Source organism: Blastococcus sp. TML/C7B, from assembly GCF_016612845.1.
Taxonomy (GTDB): domain Bacteria; phylum Actinomycetota; class Actinomycetes; order Mycobacteriales; family Geodermatophilaceae; genus Blastococcus.
On record NZ_JAEOAA010000001.1, the window covers coordinates 1,453,020 to 1,470,820 of the forward strand.

General features: G+C 76.5%; 18 protein-coding genes. 14 read left to right on the forward strand and 4 right to left on the reverse strand.

The annotated features are described in order from the left end of the window. The first annotated feature begins 22 nt into the window (after positions 1-22). From hemC to JKP76_RS07120, 10 genes are all read left to right on the forward strand, one after another. Positions 23-1,027, forward strand: a complete 1,005-nt coding sequence (gene hemC / locus JKP76_RS07070) for a hydroxymethylbilane synthase (protein WP_200490121.1) — start codon at positions 23-25, stop codon at positions 1,025-1,027. Between the two features lie 82 nt (positions 1,028-1,109). Then, positions 1,110-2,654, forward strand: coding sequence for a uroporphyrinogen-III synthase (locus tag JKP76_RS07075; RefSeq protein WP_200490122.1), 1,545 nt, complete (start codon positions 1,110-1,112; stop codon positions 2,652-2,654). Continuing rightward, entirely contained in the window at positions 2,651-3,655 is a 1,005-nt protein-coding gene (gene hemB, locus JKP76_RS07080) for a porphobilinogen synthase (protein WP_200490123.1), read from the forward strand. The genes JKP76_RS07075 and hemB overlap by 4 nt, the downstream gene beginning before the upstream one ends. Position 3,656: 1 nt before the next feature. Then, positions 3,657-4,136, forward strand: coding sequence for a hypothetical protein (locus JKP76_RS07085; RefSeq protein ID WP_200490124.1), 480 nt, complete (start codon positions 3,657-3,659; stop codon positions 4,134-4,136). Continuing rightward, on the forward strand, positions 4,133-5,464 hold the full coding sequence (gene hemL, locus JKP76_RS07090; protein ID WP_200490125.1) for a glutamate-1-semialdehyde 2,1-aminomutase: 1,332 nt from the start codon (positions 4,133-4,135) through the stop codon (positions 5,462-5,464). The genes JKP76_RS07085 and hemL overlap by 4 nt, the downstream gene beginning before the upstream one ends. 37 nt (positions 5,465-5,501) lie before the next feature. Continuing rightward, positions 5,502-6,137 (forward strand): histidine phosphatase family protein, encoded by a 636-nt coding sequence (locus JKP76_RS07095; RefSeq protein WP_200490126.1) that lies wholly within the window; start codon positions 5,502-5,504, stop codon positions 6,135-6,137. After that, entirely contained in the window at positions 6,134-6,709 is a 576-nt protein-coding gene (locus tag JKP76_RS07100) for a TlpA disulfide reductase family protein (protein ID WP_200490127.1), read from the forward strand. Before JKP76_RS07095 ends, JKP76_RS07100 begins: the two co-directional genes overlap by 4 nt. Position 6,710: 1 nt before the next feature. Continuing rightward, positions 6,711-9,197, forward strand: coding sequence for a cytochrome c biogenesis protein ResB (locus tag JKP76_RS07110; RefSeq protein WP_309232876.1), 2,487 nt, complete (start codon positions 6,711-6,713; stop codon positions 9,195-9,197). Then, positions 9,187-10,143: a c-type cytochrome biogenesis protein CcsB gene (gene ccsB, locus JKP76_RS07115; RefSeq protein ID WP_200490129.1), complete on the forward strand. Its 957-nt coding sequence runs from the start codon at positions 9,187-9,189 to the stop codon at positions 10,141-10,143. Before JKP76_RS07110 ends, ccsB begins: the two co-directional genes overlap by 11 nt. A gap of 137 nt (positions 10,144-10,280) precedes the next feature. Further along, complete coding sequence (locus JKP76_RS07120) at positions 10,281-10,580, forward strand: hypothetical protein (RefSeq protein ID WP_200490130.1); 300 nt, start codon at positions 10,281-10,283, stop codon at positions 10,578-10,580. A 42-nt stretch (positions 10,581-10,622) separates the two neighbouring features. On the opposite strand, the gene JKP76_RS07125 is transcribed toward JKP76_RS07120, so the two are convergent. Further along, the gene (locus JKP76_RS07125) at positions 10,623-10,838 is read right to left on the reverse strand and encodes a hypothetical protein (RefSeq protein ID WP_200490131.1); all 216 of its coding nucleotides are present in this window, start codon (positions 10,836-10,838) and stop codon (positions 10,623-10,625) included. 118 nt (positions 10,839-10,956) lie between these two features. On the opposite strand from JKP76_RS07125, the gene JKP76_RS23355 reads away from it, so the two are divergent. Further along, positions 10,957-11,385: an Lrp/AsnC family transcriptional regulator gene (locus JKP76_RS23355; protein WP_309232877.1), complete on the forward strand. Its 429-nt coding sequence runs from the start codon at positions 10,957-10,959 to the stop codon at positions 11,383-11,385. Continuing rightward, positions 11,378-11,710, forward strand: a complete 333-nt coding sequence (locus JKP76_RS07135; RefSeq protein ID WP_200490132.1) for a DUF4229 domain-containing protein — start codon at positions 11,378-11,380, stop codon at positions 11,708-11,710. Before JKP76_RS23355 ends, JKP76_RS07135 begins: the two co-directional genes overlap by 8 nt. Before the next feature lie 45 nt (positions 11,711-11,755). On the opposite strand, the gene JKP76_RS07140 is transcribed toward JKP76_RS07135, so the two are convergent. Next, positions 11,756-12,628 carry a 1,4-dihydroxy-2-naphthoate polyprenyltransferase gene (locus tag JKP76_RS07140; RefSeq protein WP_200490133.1) on the reverse strand — a complete coding sequence of 291 codons (873 nt, stop codon included), beginning with the start codon at positions 12,626-12,628 and terminating at the stop codon, positions 11,756-11,758. A 1-nt stretch (position 12,629) separates the two neighbouring features. Further along, a complete protein-coding gene (menE, locus tag JKP76_RS07145) occupies positions 12,630-13,766 on the reverse strand; it encodes an o-succinylbenzoate--CoA ligase (protein WP_200490134.1) in 1,137 nt (378 codons plus the stop codon). 146 nt (positions 13,767-13,912) lie between these two features. On the opposite strand from menE, the gene JKP76_RS07150 reads away from it, so the two are divergent. Together JKP76_RS07150 and menD are read left to right on the forward strand one after the other, a co-directional pair. Further along, entirely contained in the window at positions 13,913-14,878 is a 966-nt protein-coding gene (locus tag JKP76_RS07150; protein ID WP_200490135.1) for an o-succinylbenzoate synthase, read from the forward strand. Then, on the forward strand, positions 14,875-16,539 hold the full coding sequence (menD, locus tag JKP76_RS07155; protein ID WP_200490136.1) for a 2-succinyl-5-enolpyruvyl-6-hydroxy-3-cyclohexene-1-carboxylic-acid synthase: 1,665 nt from the start codon (positions 14,875-14,877) through the stop codon (positions 16,537-16,539). Before JKP76_RS07150 ends, menD begins: the two co-directional genes overlap by 4 nt. Here menD and JKP76_RS07160 read toward each other — a convergent pair. Continuing rightward, complete coding sequence (locus JKP76_RS07160) at positions 16,536-17,777, reverse strand: isochorismate synthase MenF (RefSeq protein WP_200490137.1); 1,242 nt, start codon at positions 17,775-17,777, stop codon at positions 16,536-16,538. The two genes, menD and JKP76_RS07160, sit on opposite strands and share 4 nt — an antisense overlap. Positions 17,778-17,801: the final 24 nt, after the last annotated feature.

Below are 17,801 nucleotides of genomic sequence, written 5' to 3' on the forward strand. Positions count from 1 at the left end.
GAGCGCGCCGGAGGCGGCCCGCATGACCGCCACCAGCACCCCTGCCACGAGCACCACCGGCGCCGGGACCCCCGCCGAGGCGGGGACCGCCGTCCTGCGGCTCGGCACCCGCGCCAGCGCGCTGGCGCACACCCAGTCGCAGGGCGTGGCCGACGCGATCACCGCCGCCACCGGCCACCCGGTCGAGCTGGTGCACATCACCACCGAGGGCGACCGCTCGCAGGCGGCGATCGCGCAGCTCGGCGGCACCGGCGTCTTCGTCACCGCGCTGCGCGACGCGCTGCTCGCCGGCGACATCGACCTCGCCGTGCACAGCTACAAGGACCTGCCCACCGCGCCCGAGCCCGGCCTGAGCCTCGCCGCCGTGCCGCCGCGGGAGGACCCGCGCGACGCCCTGGTCGCCCGCGACGGGCTCACCCTCGGCGAGCTGCCTCCGGGCTCCCGGATCGGCACCGGCGCGCCCCGCCGGGTCGCCCAGCTGCGCGCCCTCGGCCTCGGGCTGGAGATCGTGCCGATCCTGCGCGGCAACGTCGACACCCGGCTGGGCCGGGTGGCCGGCATGGGTCACGGCCCGGGCGACCTGGACGCCGTCGTCCTCGCCCGCGCCGGGCTCTCTCGGCTGGGCCGCCTCGACGTGATCACCGAGACGCTCGACCCGCTGCAGGTGCTGCCCGCGCCGGCGCAGGGCGCGCTGGCCGTCGAGTGCCGCACCAGCGACGCCCGCACCCGCGAGCTGCTCGGCCGGCTCGAGGACTCGCGCACCCGCGCCTGCGCCCTCGCCGAGCGCAGCACGCTGTCCACCCTCGAGGCCGGCTGCAGCGCCCCGGTGGCCGCCTACGCCGAGATCGCCGAGGGCGAGGACGGTCCCGAGCTGTTCCTGCGCGCCTCCGTCACCGCGCTCGACGGCAGCGACGGCGTCCGCGGCTCCCGGACCGGCGTCCTCGCCGACGCCGCGGCCCTCGGCCGCGCGCTCGCCGAGGAGCTGCTCGACCGCGGCGCGGTCGAGCTCATGGCAGCCAGCAGGTGACCGCGGGCCCGACCAGCCACACCCCCCAGAACGCCCAGAACCCAGCAACAAAGGCCCCCAGGGCCAGGATCAGGAGCACGCGATGACGCGCTTCCGCAAGACCGTCGGAAGCACCGGCCGGGTCGTCTTCGTCGGCGCCGGACCGGGCGACCCCGGCATGCTGACCGCCCGCGCCACCGCGGCGATCGCCGAGGCCGCCCAGGTCCTCGTCGACGCCGACGTGCCGACCGCCGTCCAGGACGCCGTCCAGGGGATCAACCCCGGCGCGGAGCTCGTCCCGGTCAGCGGCGAGCCCGCCGAGATCGCCAAGACCGCCGTCACGGCGGCCAAGGGCGGCGCGGTGGTCGTCCGGCTCGTCGCCGGCGACCCCTACACCGACGACGCCGCCGTCAAGGAGGTGCTGGCCGTCGGCCGCACCTCGATCGGCTTCGACGTGGTGCCCGGCGTGGCGCCGGCCACCGCCGTCCCCGCGTTCGCCGGTGTCGCCCCGGGCAGCACGGCGCTCACCGCCGACCTGCGCAGCGGCGTGGACCTGACCGCGCTGGCCGCGGCCACGGCGTCGACCAGCGGCACCCTGGTGCTGCGGGCCACCGCCGAGGAGCTCCCCGACGCGGCCGCCCGGCTCGTCGAGGGCGGCCTGTCGGGCAGCACGCCCGTCGTCGTCACCACCGGGGGCTCGTCGACGGCGCAGAAGAGCGTCGTGACGAAGCTGACCGCGGTCGCCGAGAAGGCCGCCGGGCTGGACTCCCTCAACGGCCCGGTCGTCGTCACCGTCGGCACCGCCGTCGACAAGCGCGCCCGCATGTCCTGGTGGGAGAGCCGCCCGCTGTTCGGCTGGCGCGTGCTGGTGCCCCGCACCAAGGACCAGGCCGGCGAGATGAGCGACCGGCTGCGCGCCTACGGCGCCGTCCCGGTCGAGGTGCCGACGATCGCCGTCGAGCCGCCGCGCAGCCCCGCGCAGATGGACCGCGCGGTCAAGGGCCTGGTCACCGGCCGCTACGGCTGGATCGTCTTCACCTCGGTGAACGCGGTGAAGGCCGTGCGCGAGAAGTTCGCCGAGCTCGGCCTCGACGCCCGCGCGTTCGCCGGCGTCAAGGTCGGCTGCGTCGGCGAGCAGACCGCCGACGCGGTCCGCGCCTTCGGCATCGTGCCCGAGCTGGTCCCGGTCGGCGAGCAGTCCAGCCAGGGCCTGCTGGCCGAGTTCCCGGACTACGACGACGTCCTCGACCCGATCGACCGCGTGCTCCTGCCGCACGCCGACATCGCCACCGAGGTGCTCGCCGCCGGTCTGGTGGAGCGCGGCTGGGAGGTCGACGACGTCACCGCCTACCGCACCGTGCGCGCCGCCCCGCCGGCCGCGTCGGTCCGCGAGGCGATCAAGGGCGGCGGCTTCGACGCCGTCTGCTTCACCTCGTCGAGCACCGTGCGCAACCTGGTCGGCATCGCCGGCAAGCCGCACGCCAAGACCGTCGTCGCGGTGATCGGCCCCGCCACCGCGGCCAGCGCCCAGGAGTTCGGCCTGCGCGTCGACGTGCAGCCCGAGACGGCCGCCGTCGCCCCGCTGGTCGACGCCCTGGCGGAGTACGCGCTGTCGCTGCGCGAGGCGGAGGACGGCGAGGGCAAGTGAGCGAGGCGCTGGGCGGGACGAACCCCGGCTTCGCGCGCGGGCGCCGGCTCCGGTCGACGCCCGCGCTGCGGCGCCTCACCGCGCAGACCCGGGTGGCCCCGGCCGACCTGGTGCTGCCGGTGTTCGTCAAGCAGGGCATCGCCGAGCCGGTGCCGATCGGCTCCATGCCCGGCGTCGTCCAGCACTCGATCGACTCGCTGCGCACGGCCGCGCACGAGGCGGCCGAGGCCGGCATCGGCGGGCTGATGCTCTTCGGCATCCCCGCCGAGAAGGACGCGGTCGGCTCGCAGGCCGACGCCGCCGACGGCATCGTCAACGTGGCGCTGCAGCAGCTGCGCGCCGACCTGGGCGACGAGCTGGTGCTCATGGCCGACCTCTGCCTGTGCGAGTACACCGACCACGGGCACTGCGGCGTCGTCACGCCGGCAGGGGTCGTCGACAACGACCCGACGCTGGACCGGTACGCCGCCGTCGCCATCGCCCAGGCGCAGGCCGGGGCCCACCTGGTCGCCCCCAGCGGGATGATGGACGGGCAGGTCGCCGCGATCCGCGCCGGTCTGGACAGCGCCGCGTTCACCGAGGTGCCGATCCTCGCCTACGCCGCCAAGTACGCGTCGGGCTTCTACGGGCCGTTCCGCGAGGCCGCCGAGGGCGCGCCGCAGTTCGGCGACCGCTCGACCTACCAGATGGACCCGCCGAACGCGGCCGAGGCGCTGCGCGAGGTGGCGCAGGACCTCGCCGAGGGCGCCGATGCCGTCATGGTGAAGCCGGCGCTGCCCTACCTGGACATCGTCCGCCAGGTCGCCGACGCGGTGCAGGTGCCGGTCAGCGCCTACCAGGTCAGCGGCGAGTACGCGATGCTCGAGGCGGCCGCGGCGAACGGCTGGGTGGACCGCGAGCGGGCGATCCTCGAGACGCTGGTCGCCATCCGCCGCGCGGGCGCCGGCCAGGTCCTCACCTACTGGGCGGTCGAGGCCGCGCGCTGGCTGGCCCGCGGCTGACATGAGCTACGTCGAGCCCGGGGGCTCCTGGCGGCCGTTCTGGGTGGTCGCCGGGGCCCTCGGGCTCTTCGCCGTCCTGGACCTGGTGCTGCCCGGTCCGGACGTCCCGCCCTGGCTCTGGGCGCTCACCGTGGTCACCGTGCTCGGCGCGGTGGGGGTGGGCTGCCTCTCGGCCCGCCGGGTCTGGACGGTCGCGGTCGAGGACGGCGAGCTGTCGGTCGGCCCCGAGGTCGTCCGGCTGGCCGACGTCGACGCCGCGCACCTGGCCGCCGTCGAGGGCGGGGTGGACGCCGGGGCGCCGGTGCTGGGCGGCGGCTGGACGCTGCCGCCGGGCCGGTCGGGGCTGCCGTTGCGGCTGCGCGACGGCCGCACCGTGCTGGTGCCGACCCGGGACCCGGCGGCGCTGCGCGGCGCCCTGCTGGCCGCTGTGTCCGACGCCTCCGACGGGCGCACAGGAAGAGAAGGGACACTGGGGTCGTGACCTCGCCGGACAGCTCGCCCTACCCGTACGAGGCCCCGGTCTCGGCGTCGCTCTTCGCCCGCGGCCGCGCCGTCACCCCCGGTGGCGTGAACTCGCCGGTCCGCGCCTTCCAGGCCGTCGGCGGGACCCCGCGGTTCATGGTGGAGGGCGCCGGCCCGTGGCTCACCGACGCCGACGGCCGCCGCTACGTCGACCTGGTCGCCTCGTGGGGGCCGCTGCTGCTCGGGCACGCGCACCCCGCCGTCGTCGAGGCGGTCACCGCCGCCGCCCGCCGGGGGCTGACCTTCGGGGCGCCCACCGAGGGCGAGCTGGACCTCGCCGAGGAGATCCGCGCGCGGGTCGCGCCGGTGGAGCGCGTCCGCCTGGTCAACTCGGGCACCGAGGCGGTGCTCTCGGCGGTCCGGCTGGCCCGCGGCGTCACCGGCCGCCCGCTGGTCGTGAAGTTCGCCGGCAACTACCACGGACACGTCGACTCGCTGCTGGCCTCGGCCGGCTCCGGCGTCGCCACCCTGGGCCTGCCCGACACCCCCGGCGTCACCACCGGCGCGGCCGCCGACACCGTGGTGCTGCCCTACAACGACGTCGCCGCGGTCGAGGCGGTCTTCGCCGAGCGCGGCCCGCAGATCGCCTGCGTGATCAGCGAGGCCGCGGCCGGCAACATGGGCGTCGTCCCGCCGGAGCCGGGCTTCAACGCAGCACTCCGCCGGATCACCGCCGCGCACGGCGCGCTCCTGGTCCTCGACGAGGTCATGACCGGCTTCCGCGTCTCGCGGTCGGGCTGGTACGGCCTGGACCCCGTCGACGCCGACCTGTTCACCTTCGGCAAGGTCATGGGCGGCGGGCTGCCCGCCGCGGCGTTCGGCGGCCGCGCGGACCTGATGGACCACCTCGCCCCGGCCGGGCCGGTCTACCAGGCGGGCACGCTGTCGGGGAACCCCGTCGCCGTCGCCGCCGGGCTGACCACGCTGCGGCACTGCACCGACGAGGTCTACGCGCACTGCGACGAGGTCGCCGCGGTGCTCCGCGGCGCCGCCAGCGCCGCGCTGTTCTCCGCCGGCGTGCCGCACCGGGTGCAGCAGGCCGGCAACATGTTCTCGATCTTCTTCGTGCCCGACGAGCGCCAGGTGCGGAACTACGACGACGCCCGCTCGCAGGAGGCGTTCCGCTACACCGCCTTCTTCCACGCGATGCTGGCCCGCGGGGTGTACCTGCCGCCGTCGGCGTTCGAGTCGTGGTTCGTCAACGCGCAGCTGTCCGGGGAGGCGCTGGACCGCGTGCTCGAGGCGCTGCCCGCCGCCGCCCGTGCCGCCGCCGAGGCCACCCCGTGAGGGCAGAAATGGCCATTTCTGCCCTGGAGGGGGAGGCGTGAGCGAGACGACGACGGTGCACCTGCTGCGCCACGGCGAGGTGCACAACCCGGGCAAGGTCCTCTACGGGCGGCTGCCCGGCTTCCGGCTGTCGACGACCGGTGAGGCGATGGCCGTCGCCGCCGCCGAGTGGTTCGCCGGGCACGACGTCGCGCACCTGGTCTCGAGCCCGCTCGAGCGCGCGCAGCAGACCGCGCGCCCGCTGGCCGACGCCACCGGGCTGGAGGTCGCGACCGACGACCGGCTGATCGAGGCCGGCAACGCCTTCGAGGGCATGGTCGTGGGCGGGGCCGGCGGCGTCTTCCGCGCCCCGCGCAACTGGTGGAAGCTGCGCAACCCGTTCCAGCCCTCGTGGGGCGAGCCCTACGTGGAGATCGCCGCCCGGATGCTCGCCGCGGTCGAGGCGGCGCGCGACGCCGCCCGCGGGCACGAGGCCGTCCTGGTCAGCCACCAACTGCCCATCTGGACCCTCCGGCTGCACCTCGAGAGCCGCAGCTACGTGCACGACCCGCGCCGCCGCCAGTGCGCGCTGGCCAGCGTCACGTCGGTGACCTACGACGGCGACCGCCTCGCCGGCGTCACCTACGCCGAGCCGGCGGGCGCCACCGACCCGGATGCGGTGCCCGGCGCATGAGACGGCTCCTCCTGGCCCTGACCGCGGGCGTGCTCGCCCTCTCCGGCTGCACCACCGGCGACGACGCGGTGTCGGTGAACAACGGCGGCGAGTTCCGCTTCGTCGAGGGCACCCCGCGCGGCGAGGTGATCCCCCCGGAGGAGCGCGCGACCGCGCCCGAGTTCGCGGGCACGCTGCTGGACGGCGAGGACTTCTCCTCCACCGAGCTGGCCGGCGACGTCGCGGTGATCAACTTCTGGGGCTCGTGGTGCGCGCCCTGCCGGGTGGAGTCGCCGGAGTTCCAGGAGGTCTACGCCGACGTCCGCGACCGGGGTGTGCGGTTCCTCGGCATCAACGTGAAGGACACCGGCCAGCTGGCCCGGGCGTTCGAGCGGAACTTCGGCATCGAGTTCCCCTCGCTGGACGACCCGCGCGGCGAGGTCGCGCTGGCGTTCCGGGACTACCCGGCCAGCGCCATCCCCTCGACCATCGTGCTCGACCGGGAGGGCCAGGTCGCCGCTGTGTACACCGGTGCGGTGCGGCAGGACGACCTGCGCGCCGTGCTCGACCGACTGCTCGCCGAGGAGGGCTGACGTGGGGGAGACCTTCGCCGACCTCGTCACCGACGGCCCGCTGCTGGTCGCCGCCGTGGTCGCGGCGCTTGTGGGGCTGATCAGCTTCGCCTCGCCCTGCGTGCTGCCGCTGGTGCCCGGCTACCTGTCCTACGTCACCGGCCTGGTCGGCTCCGGTGCCCGTCCCGGTCCCGCCGGGACGACGGGTGCAGGGACGACGACGGCGGCGGCCGGCGGGACGGCCTCCGGCGGCACGGCCTCCGGCGGCACGGCGACGGCGACGGCGGTGCGCGCCGACGACCGCGCCCCCCGCGGGCGCATGGTGCTCGGCGCGGTGCTGTTCGTCCTCGGCTTCACCGCCGTCTTCGTGGCCATCACCACCGCGTTCGGCGGGCTGGGCCGGCTGCTGCTGGTGCACAACGAGGTCATCACCCAGGTCATGGGCGGGGTCACCGTCCTGGTGGGGCTGGGCTTCCTCGGCTGGCTGCCGCTCCTGCAGCGCACCAAGCGGATGACCGTGCGGCCCACCGTCGGGCTGGCCGGCGCCCCGTTGCTCGGCGTCGTCTTCGGCCTGGGCTGGACGCCGTGCCTGGGTCCGACGCTGGCCGCCGTCCAGAACCTGGCCTTCGCCGAGGCGACCGCCGGGCGCGGGGCGCTGCTCGGGCTGGCCTACTGCCTGGGCCTGGGCGTGCCGTTCGTGCTCGTGGCGCTCGGCGCCCGCTGGGCCGTCGGCGCCACCACCTTCCTGCGCGTGCACGCGCAGGCGGTCACCCGCATCGGCGGGGCGGTGCTCGTGCTGGTCGGGCTGCTCCTGCTCACGGGCGCCTGGACCCGAGATGATGGAGTGGCTGCGGTCGTGGCTGGCCACGCGCGGGTTCGCGGAGACGTCGCTGTGACCACCACCGCCCCGCGGCGGGAGGCCGCCGCTCCGCCGCCGCCCGCTCGCCCCTCGCCCGGCCGCCGGATCGCCGCCCGGTTGCTGCTCTGGTGGCACCGGCTCACGGCGATGCGCACCGCCATCGTGCTGCTGTTCCTGCTCGCGCTCGCCGCGGTCCCGGGCTCGCTGCTGCCGCAGCGCTCGCTCTCGCAGACCAACGTGCGCCGGTACTTCGCCGACCACCCGGACCTCGCGCCGGTGCTGGACCGGCTGTACCTGTTCGACGTCTTCAGCTCGCCGTGGTTCGCCGCGGTCTACCTGTTGCTGTTCATCTCGCTGATCGGCTGCGTGCTGCCGCGGGCGCTCGAGCACGCGCGGGCGCTGCGCTCGGCTCCGCCGCCGGCCCCGCGGAACCTGCTGCGGCTGCCCGACTCGGGCTCGCTGGGGACGCCGCTGCCGGCCGACGCCGCGCTCGACGTCGTCGAGGAGGAGCTGCGGGTCCGGCGGTACCGCGTCGTCCGCCGGGACGGTGCGCACGGCCCCGAGCTGTCGGCCGAGAAGGGCTACCTCAAGGAGACCGGCAACCTGCTGTTCCACCTGTCCCTCATCGCGCTGCTGCTCGGCCTGGCCGGCGGCAAGCTCTGGGGCTACGAGGGCAGCATCCTGGTCACCGAGGGCGACGGGTTCTGCAACTCCTTCCAGCAGTACGACACCTACTCGTCGGGCCCGCTGGTCGACAGCGGCGACCTCTCGCCGACCTGCGTGGACCTCGAGCGCTTCGAGGCCGAGTACGAGCCGGACCTGACCGCGTCGTCGTTCACCGCCGACATCCGGTACGGCGAACCCGGGGCCGAGGGCCGGCCGACGACGATCGGCGTCAACAGCCCGCTGCGCTCGGAGGGCGACCGGCTCTACCTCACCGGGCACGGGTTCAGCCCCACGTTCAGCGTGACGCTGCCCGACGGGCAGGCGTTCACCGACATCACCGTGCCGTTCCTGCCCTCGGACCCGACGACCATGGCCAGCGAGGGCGCGCTGAAGCTCCCCGACGTGGGTGGCGGCAGCGACGGGCAGCTCGCGCTGGAGGGCTTCTTCGCGCCGACGGGCATCGTGCAGGGCGGCGTCCTCACCTCGATCGACCCGCGCCCGCTGGACCCGCAGGTCGCCGTCGTCGCCTACCAGGGCTACCTGGGCCTGGACTCCGGGCTGCCGCAGTCGGTGTACTCGCTGGACGCCAGCCAGATCGAGCGCGGCCGGCTCTCCGAGGCGGGCGCGGCCAACCTCTCGCTGGGCGACTCGATGACCCTCGAGGACGGCACGGTCATCACCTTCAGCGGCGTCAAGGAGTTCGCCGCCCTGCAGTACTCGCACGACCCCGGCCAGATCTGGGTGCTGGTGTCGGCGATCTCCCTGCTGACCGGGCTGCTCGGACTGCTGCTGCTGCGGCGGGAGCGGGCCTTCGCCCGGCCCGCCCCCGACCCCGCGGGCGGCGGTACCGTGCTGACGCTGGCCTCGCTCACGCGGGGCAGCGGCGAGAGCGCGCCACGGTTCGCCGCCCTCACCGACGACCTGAGGGCCGCGCTCGCCGCCCGCACCGCACCGCAACCGGAGGTCTCCCCGCGTGACTCCTGACCAGTCGCTCCTCGACCTGTCGGACACCTTCTTCTCGATCAGCGTCGCCCTGTACTCCGTGGCCCTGGTCGCGTTCTGCGCCGAGCTGGCCTTCGGCCGGCGGCCGGCCGCGGCCCGCGAGCTCGTCGCCGCCGGCGGCGGGCCGGCCCCCGAGGCGCCGGCGGACGGCCCGGAGGCATCCGGCAGGGCGCAGCGCTGGGGTGCGATCGCCATCGGCCTCACCGTGCTCGGGGCGCTCACCCACGCCGCCGTCCTCGTCTGCCGCGGGTTCGCCCTCGACCGGCTGCCCTGGGGCAACATGTACGAGTTCGCGACCGCGGTCGTCCTCGTGGCGGTGCTCGCCTACGTCGTCCTGGCGGTCCGCTCGCCGGCGCTGCGGCACATCGGCGTCTTCGTGCTCGCGCCCGTCGTCCTCGGCATGGTCGCGATCGGCCTGTTCCTCTACGTCGAGGGCGGGCCGCTGGTGGCCGCGCTGCGGTCGAGCTGGCTGGCCATCCACGTGACCGCCGCGATCGTCGGTTTCGGCATCTTCCTGGTCAGCGGGATCGCCAGCGTGCTGTACCTGGTCCGCACGAAGGCCGAGCAGAAGCCGGCCGAGGAGCGCGGCACCGGCTTCGTGGCGCGGCTGCCCGAGTCGTCCGTGCTGGACCGGCTGGCCCACCGGACCGCCGTCTTCGGTTTCCCGATCTGGACGTTCGCCGTCATCGCCGGCGCGATCTGGGCGGAGAGCGCCTGGGGCCGGTTCTGGGGCTGGGACCCGAAGGAGACCTGGTCGTTCATCGCCTGGGTCGTCTACGCCGCCTACCTGCACGCCCGCACGACCGCCGGCTGGCGGGGGCGCCCGGCCGCGTGGGTCAACGTCGTCGGCCTGGTGGTCATGGTCTTCAACCTGACCTTCGTCAACCTGGTCTCCAGCGGCCTGCACAGCTACGCCGGCGTCGAGTGATCCCTGCGCGGGGCCGCCCGCGCTGTCACCCGGAGTGAGGGACGTCCCGGCCGAGGGGCCGGGGATCCGTCACGATGTCGGACCTCCGTGCTTCGATGCAGGGATGACGTGGAGTCCGCAGTCCGGTGGAGGTCACCGTGGGTAAGCACACGGCAGGGGACGACGCGACGGTGCACCCGCTCGTGGCCGACGCCCTCGCCCGGCGCTCCGGTGCTCCCGGCACCGCGCACGGCGCGGACGCACCCGGGCGCGGCGGCAGCACCGGGTGGCCGGATCCGCCGCCGCCCGGCGGGGAGCCGGTGGGCTGGCCCGAGGATCCGGGCGGCCGTGAGGTGCCCGACGAGGGGGACGGCGGAGCGGACCGGGACGGGACGGCGCTCCGGCTCCCGCAGCGGCGCGGCTGGCGGCGGCTGTTCGGGGCGAACCCCGCGGCCTAGCTCGAGCGGCCTGGCCCGGACGGGTCTGGCTCGGGGATCAGCTCAGGCGGGGGTGCCGTCGTCCCGGCGGGCGCGGCGCTCGAGCTCGCGGAGGAACTCCGGGTCGTCGTCGGGTGCGAGCGGCCGCGTGGGCCGCTGGGGCCGGGGACGGCGGGGCGGCCGGGGCGCGCGGAGACCGCCACCGCCCGGATTGGCCGCCGCACGCATGACCAGGGCGATCACCACGACCGCCATCACGAGCACCACCAGAAGGACCACGTCCCCACCCCCTCGTCCACGACCAGCGTACGACCGCCGCGATACTCGGTGCAGACCATGAGATCGCGGGCGACCCGGTAGCGGGCCCCGCGAGGACGGAGCGACCGCCATCGACGCCGTGGACCGGCACCTGATCGAGCTGCTGCGCGCCAACGGCCGGGCCAGCTACGCCGAGCTCGCCCGACAGGTCGGGCTCTCCTCGCCCGCGGTGCACGAGCGCGTGGGCAAGCTCGAGGCGGCCGGCGTGATCTCCGGCTACCGGGCGGTCATCGAGCCCGCCGCGGTGGGGCTGGACGTGACCGCGCTCATCGGCGTCATCGAGAGCGACTCGGTGGACGACACCGGCCTCGAGGTGGCCATGCGCGAGGTGCCGGGCATCGAGGACTGCTGGCGGGTGGCCGGCAGCGAGGGCTACGTGCTCAAGGTGCGTGTGGCGGACATCCCGGCACTGGAGGCCACCGTCAACGCGTTGAACCGGATCAGGGGTGTGGCACGCACCCGCACCACCGTGGTGCTGTCGACGAAGTGGGAGGGCCGGCATGGCTGAGAGCGCAACCGAGGGGGCGCCGGTGCCCCCGGCCGGTCCGGCGGGCGGGCCGGCGACGCCGCCGAAGGTGCTGCCCTGGCTGCTGCTGCACACCGTCGGCCGGCTCGGCATCTTCGCCCTGCTGACGCTCATCCTCTGGATGGTCGGCCTGGACTTCTTCTCCGGGATGCTCTTCGGCCTGCTGCTGTCGATGCCGATCGCCTACCTGGCGCTGCGGCCCTCGCGGGAGCGGCTCAGCGAGGCCCTGATGGCCCGCAGCGTGGCCAAGCGGGCCGAGAAGGAGCAGTTCCGGGCGCGGCTCAGCGGCGACGGCACCGAGGGCTGATCAGCCGCCCGGCGCTCAGCGGGGCCGGGCTCGGCTGCGGAGTGCTCAGCCGCTCAGTGCCAGGCCGGCGCCGAGCAGCACGCCGGTGACCAGGGTGAGCCGGCCGGTGCCGGCGAGCGCGCCGATCAGCGCCGGGCCGCGTCCTCCGGTGAGCACCGTGCGCACCGGCGGGACGCCGAGCGGCACGGCCAGCAGGGTGATCAGCACCCACGGCCGGACGACGCCCACCGCGACGACGACGGCCAGCGCCGCCACGAACAGCCCGGCGAACGCGAGCCGGGTGCCCCGCTCGCCCAGCAGCACGGCGAGCGTGCGCTTGCCGACGGCGGCGTCGCCGTGGATGTCGCGCAGGTTGTTGACCACCAGGATCGCCACGGTGAGCAGCCCGATCGGCACCGCCACGGCGTAGGCGAGCCCTGGCCGCGTGCCGGTCTGCACGTAGGTGGTGCCGACGACGGCGACCAGCCCGAAGAAGACGAAGACGAACACCTCGCCCAGCGCCCGGTAGCCGTAGGGGATCGGCCCGCCGGTGTAGGTCCAGGCGGCGAGGATGCACACCGCCCCGACGGCGACGAGCCACCAGCTCGTGAGCGCGGCCAGCGCCAGGCCGGCCACGGCCGCGACGGCGAAGGAGAGCACCGCGGCGACCAGCACGGCCCGGGGCGTGGCCGCGCCGGAGCCGACGAGCCGCATCGGCCCGACCCGGTCGGCGTCGGTGCCGCGGGTGCCGTCGGAGTAGTCGTTGGCGTAGTTGACCGCCACCTGGAGGGCGAGCGCGACGACCAGCGCCAGCAGCGCGGTCAGCGGGCGGAAGCCGTCGAGCGCGGCGGCGGCGCCGGTGCCGACGAGCACCGGCGCGAGCGCGGCGGGGAGCGTGCGGGGGCGGGCGCCGGCCAGCCACTGGGCGGGGGTGGCCAACTCAGACCTCCGGGATCAGGGCAGCGACCGCGCGGCGGTCGGGCTTGCCGGTGTGCAGCGTGGGGACGGCGGGGACGACGTGCACCTGCTTGGGGGCGGCCGGGGCGCCGAGCCGGTCGGCGACCCACCGGCGCAGCTCGGCCGGCTCGGGCGCGTCCTCCCCGGCGAGGACGACGGCGGCGACCACGCGCTGCCCCCATTCGGGGTCGGGCCGGCCCACGACGACGGCGTCGGCGATCCCGGGGTGCTCGCGCAGCGCCGCCTCGACCGCCGCCGGCGCCACGTTCACCCCGCCGGTGATGACGACGTCGTCGAGCCGGCCGAGGACGGTGAGCCGGGCGGTGCCGTCGGAGCTGGCCTCGGCCAGCTCGCCGGCGTCGCGGGTGCGGAACCAGCCGCCGGCGAACGCGGCCGCCGTCCCCTCGGGGTCGAGCCGGTAGCCCGAGGCCAGCACCGGCCCGGCGAGCTCGATGCCCTCCCCGGCGACGCGCACCTGCACGCCGTCGAGCGGGACGCCGTCGTAGACGCAGCCGCCGGCGGTCTCGGTCATGCCGTAGGTGGTGACCACCCGGACGTCGGCGGCGCGGGCGCGGGCCAGCAGCGCGGGATCCGTCGCGGCCCCGCCGACCAGGACGGCGTCGAAGGCGCGCAGCGCGTCGGGCTCGGCGTCGAGGAAGCGGACGAGCTGCGTGGGCACCAGCGCGGTGTACCGGCGGTCGCCGGCCGGCATCCGGGCGAGCGCTGCGGCCAGCCCCTCGTGCCGGTCGAGGGCGACGGGCTCGCGGCCGGCCAGCTCGCTGCGGCAGAGCACCTGCAGGCCGGCGATGGCCGACACCGGGAGGGCGAGCAGCCAGCTGCCGGGGCCGCCGAGCCGGTCGAGGGTGGCGGTCGCCGACGCGCGCACGGCGGCGGCGGACAGCAGCACGCCGCGGCCGGAGCCGGTGGAGCCGGACGTGACGACGACGAGGTCCGCGCCGTCCTCGAGCGGCTCGTCGGGGCGCAGCACCGCGCGGGCGGCGTCGACGGCGGCGGGAGGCCCGGCGGGGAGGACGGCCAGCGGCCGCTCACCGGACAGCGCCGCGCGCACCGCGGCCTGCGTCAGCTCGGCCGCGGGGACGAGGGACAGGTGCCGGGCCACGAGGAGCCAGCGTACGGCCGGGGGCCGCACCCCCCGCCACGACGCCCACATCGCCGATCTCGCCGCCACGAGCGCTCCTTGGCGCCCACATCGCCGATGTGGGCGGGAACGGTGGCCGCGGTGCCGGCCCTCCTAGGCTGTCGGCCATGATCCCGAACCCCGCGGTCGGCGGTGGACCGGCGCTGGAGGCGTGGGTCTACTCGTTCCCGATGCGCAACCGCTTCCGCGGCATCGACGTGCGCGACGGCGTGCTGCTGCGCGGGCCGGCCGGCTGGGGCGAGTTCTCGCCGTTCTGGGACTACGACGTCGCGGAGAGCCGGCGCTGGTGGGCCGCCGCGGTGGAGGCGGCCACGGTGGGCTGGCCGGCGCCGGTGCGCTCCTCGGTGCCGGTGAACGTCACCGTGCCCGCCGTCGACGCGGAGCGGGCGCACGCCATCGTCACCGCCTCGGGCTGCCGCACCGCGAAGGTGAAGATCGCCGAGCCGGGCCAGACCGAGGCCGACGACCTCGCCCGCGTCGAGGCGGTGCGCGACGCGCTCGGCCCGTCGGGCGCGGTGCGCGTGGACGCCAATGCCGCCTGGGACGTCGACACCGCCGTCGCCCGGATCCGCGCGCTGGACGCCGCCGTGGGCCTGGAGTACGTGGAGCAGCCCTGCGCGACGCTGCCCGAACTGGCCGCGCTGCGCCGCCGGATCGACGTCCGCGTCGCCGTCGACGAGGGGGTGCGCCGCTCGGACGACCCGCTCGCGGTCGACCTGCGCGAGGCCGGCGACGTCGTCGTCCTCAAGGTGCAGCCGCTGGGCGGGGTGCGGGCGGCGCTGCGCGTGGCCGAGGCGCACGGCCTGCCCTGCGTCGTCTCCTCGGCGCTGGAGAGCTCGGTGGGCATCGCGGCGGGCGTGGCGCTCGCCGCCGCCCTCCCCGAGCTGCCGTTCGCCTGCGGGCTGGCCACGATCGCGCTGTTCACCGACGACGTCAGCAGCACCCCGCTGCTCCCCGTCGACGGCGAGCTGCCGGTCGTGCGGCCCGAGCCCGACCGCCGCGAGGCGGTGGCCGCCGATCCGGAGGTGGCGCAGCGCTGGGCGGCCCGCGTGGCGGCCGTGAGCGCGGCGTGAACCCCTCGACCGCGTTCGCCCGCGTCCTGGTCGACGAGCTGCTGCGCGGCGGGGTGACCGACGCGGTGCTCGCGCCGGGCTCCCGGTCGGCGCCGGTGGCGCTCGCCCTGGCCGCGGCCGAGCGGGACGGCCGGCTGCGGCTGCACGTGCGCATCGACGAGCGGTCGGCGGCGTTCCTGGCCCTCGGCCTGGCGAAGGCGTCGGGCCGGCCGGTGCCGGTCCTCACCACCTCGGGGACGGCGGCGGCGCACCTGCACGCCGCGGTGCTGGAGGCCGACGCGGCGGGTGTCCCGCTGCTGGCGCTCACCGCCGACCGGCCGCCGGAGCTGCGTTCCACCGGCGCCAACCAGACCATCGAGCAGGCGCAGCTGTACGGCGGTGCGGTGCGCTGGGCAGTCGACGTCGGCGTGCCCGAGGTCGGGCGCGAGGCGGCGCAGAACCGCTACTGGCGGTCGGTCGTGGCCAAGGCGCTGGTCACGGCCGCGGGCGTGCTCTCCGGAGACCCGGGCCCGGTGCACCTGAACCTCGCCCTGCGCGATCCGCTCATGCCCGCCGACGAGGGCGTCGCGGAGCTGGCCGGCCCGTGGGCAGGCCGCCCCGGCGGCGCCCCGTGGACGGCCGCGGTGACGCCGGGCGCCGTGGCCGGCGCCCGCCGTCTGCCGCCCCGCACGCTGGTGATCGGTGGCGACGGCGCCGCGGACGCCGACCTCGGCCGGCCGGTCGTGGCCGAGCCCAGCAGCGCGTCCTGGGCGCGCAGCCTGCGGGGCGGCGTCTTCCTGCTGGGCGACGCGGACTGGCTGGCCGTGCATCGCCCGGACCACGTGGTGGTGCTGGGCCGGCCGACCCTCTCCAGGCCGGTGAACGCGCTGCTCGCCGACCCGGCGGTCACCGTGGAGACGGTCAGCGCCGCGCCGCGCTGGGCCGACGCGGTGCGGAGCAGCACCCGGGTGAGCCCGTCCCTGGCCGTCGCGGCGGGCAACGACGACGTGGACGACACCTGGGCGCGGGCCTGGTCCGACGCCGCCGAGCGGGCGGGCGCGGCCGTCGACGCCGCGCTCGACGCGGCACCCGAGCTGACCGCCGCCCGGCTGGCCCGCGACGTCGTCGCCGCGCTGCCGTCCGGGGCGCTGCTGGTGCTCGGCTCGTCGACGCCGGTGCGCGACGTCGACCGGCTGGCGGTGCCGCGCGCGGACCTCACCGTGCTGGCCAACCGCGGCGTCGCCGGCATCGACGGCACGATCTCCACCGCCATCGGCGCGGCCACCGTGCACGGCGGGCCGGCGTTCGCGCTCATGGGCGACCTGACGTTCCTGCACGACCTGACCGGCCTGCTCACCGGCGAGGGCGAGCCGGTCCCCGACCTCACCGTGGTCGTGCCGGACAACGACGGCGGCGGCATCTTCGCCCAGCTCGAGCCGGGGGAGGAGCGCTACGCGGAGGGCTACCGGCGGGTGTTCGGGACGCCGCACGGCCGCGACCTGGTCGCCGTGGCCGGCGCGCTGGGCTGGGCCGCGACGCGGGTCGGCACCCCCGAGGAGCTTCCCGCCGCGCTGCGGCTGGGCGGGCCGCGGGTGGTCGTCGTCCGCACCGACCAGCGGGCGGAAGCCGCGCTCGCGAAGGACCTGCGCGCCGCCGCGTCGGAGGCGCTGCGGGGGAACTAGCCCTCGAGCGCGTTCTGGAAGGCGGCGAACTTCGCTTGGGTCTCGGCCAGCTCGGCGGCCGGCTCGGACCCGGCGACGATGCCGCAGCCGGCGAACAGCCGCGCGCCGCCGTCCGGGGTGAGCTCAGCGCAGCGCAGCGCCAGGCCGAACTCGCCGTCGCCGCGGGCGTCCAGCCAGCCGACCGGGCCCGCGTACCGGCCGCGGTCCATGCCCTCGAGCTCGCGGATCAGCGCGGCGGCGTCGGGGGTGGGGGTGCCGCAGACGGCGGCCGTGGGGTGCACGGCGCCGACGAGCTCGAGCAGCCCCGCCGTCCCCCGCTGGGTGCCGACGACATCGGTGGCCAGGTGCCGCACGTTGGCCAGCGTGAGCAGCGCGGGCTCGGCGGGGGCGGTGAGCCGGTCGCAGTAGGGCTCGAGCGCGCGCACCAGCGAGTCGACGGCGAGGGCGTGCTCGGCGCGGTCCTTGGTCGAGCCGAGCAGCGCCGCGGCCAGGCGGTCGTCCTCGGCGCCGGCCCCGCGGGCCGCCGTTCCGGCGAGCACCCGCGACGACAGCTGCCGCCCGGTGCGGCGCAGCAGCAGCTCCGGGGTGGCGCCGAGCAGGCCGTCGACGGCGAAGGTCCAGCAGTCGGGGAAGCGGGCGGCCAGCCGGCGCAGCAGCCGCCGCGGGTCGAGCGCGGGCTCGGCGGAGACCAGCAGGTCGCGGGCGAGCACCACCTTCTCCAGCTCCCCGGCGTCGATGCGGGCCACGGCGGCGTCGACGGCGGCGCACCAGGTGGCCGGGTCCAGCGCGCCGTCGGCGTAGCGCAGCCGGGGCCCGGGGCCGTCCAGCGGTACCGGCACGGGCAGCTCGGCGGGCGCCGTCCCGACGGTGGTCAGCCAGCCGACGCCGTCCCGCAGGCCCACGACGACCTCGGGGACGACGAACACCGACGTCCCGGCGGCCGGGTCGAAGGCGATGCTGCCGAACAGGACCGGGCCGCTGCCGGGGACGGCGAGGTCGTCGTCGACGTCCAGCCCGGCGGTGAAGCCCTCCCACCACGCGGCGGCGTCGGCCAGCGCGGTGGGCCCGGACACCTCCAGGCGGGCGGCCTCGCCCCACCCCACGAGGCCCTCGCCGCGGCGTACCCAGGAGAGCCCGGCGCGCGCCGGGACCAGCTCCAGCAGCTCCGCGGCGTCCGTGCGCACGGTCGTGACGGTGCGCGCCGCCGCGGGGCGGGAGGTCAGGGCGGGCGCGGGCACGTCTCCAGACTAGGAGGCCTCGTA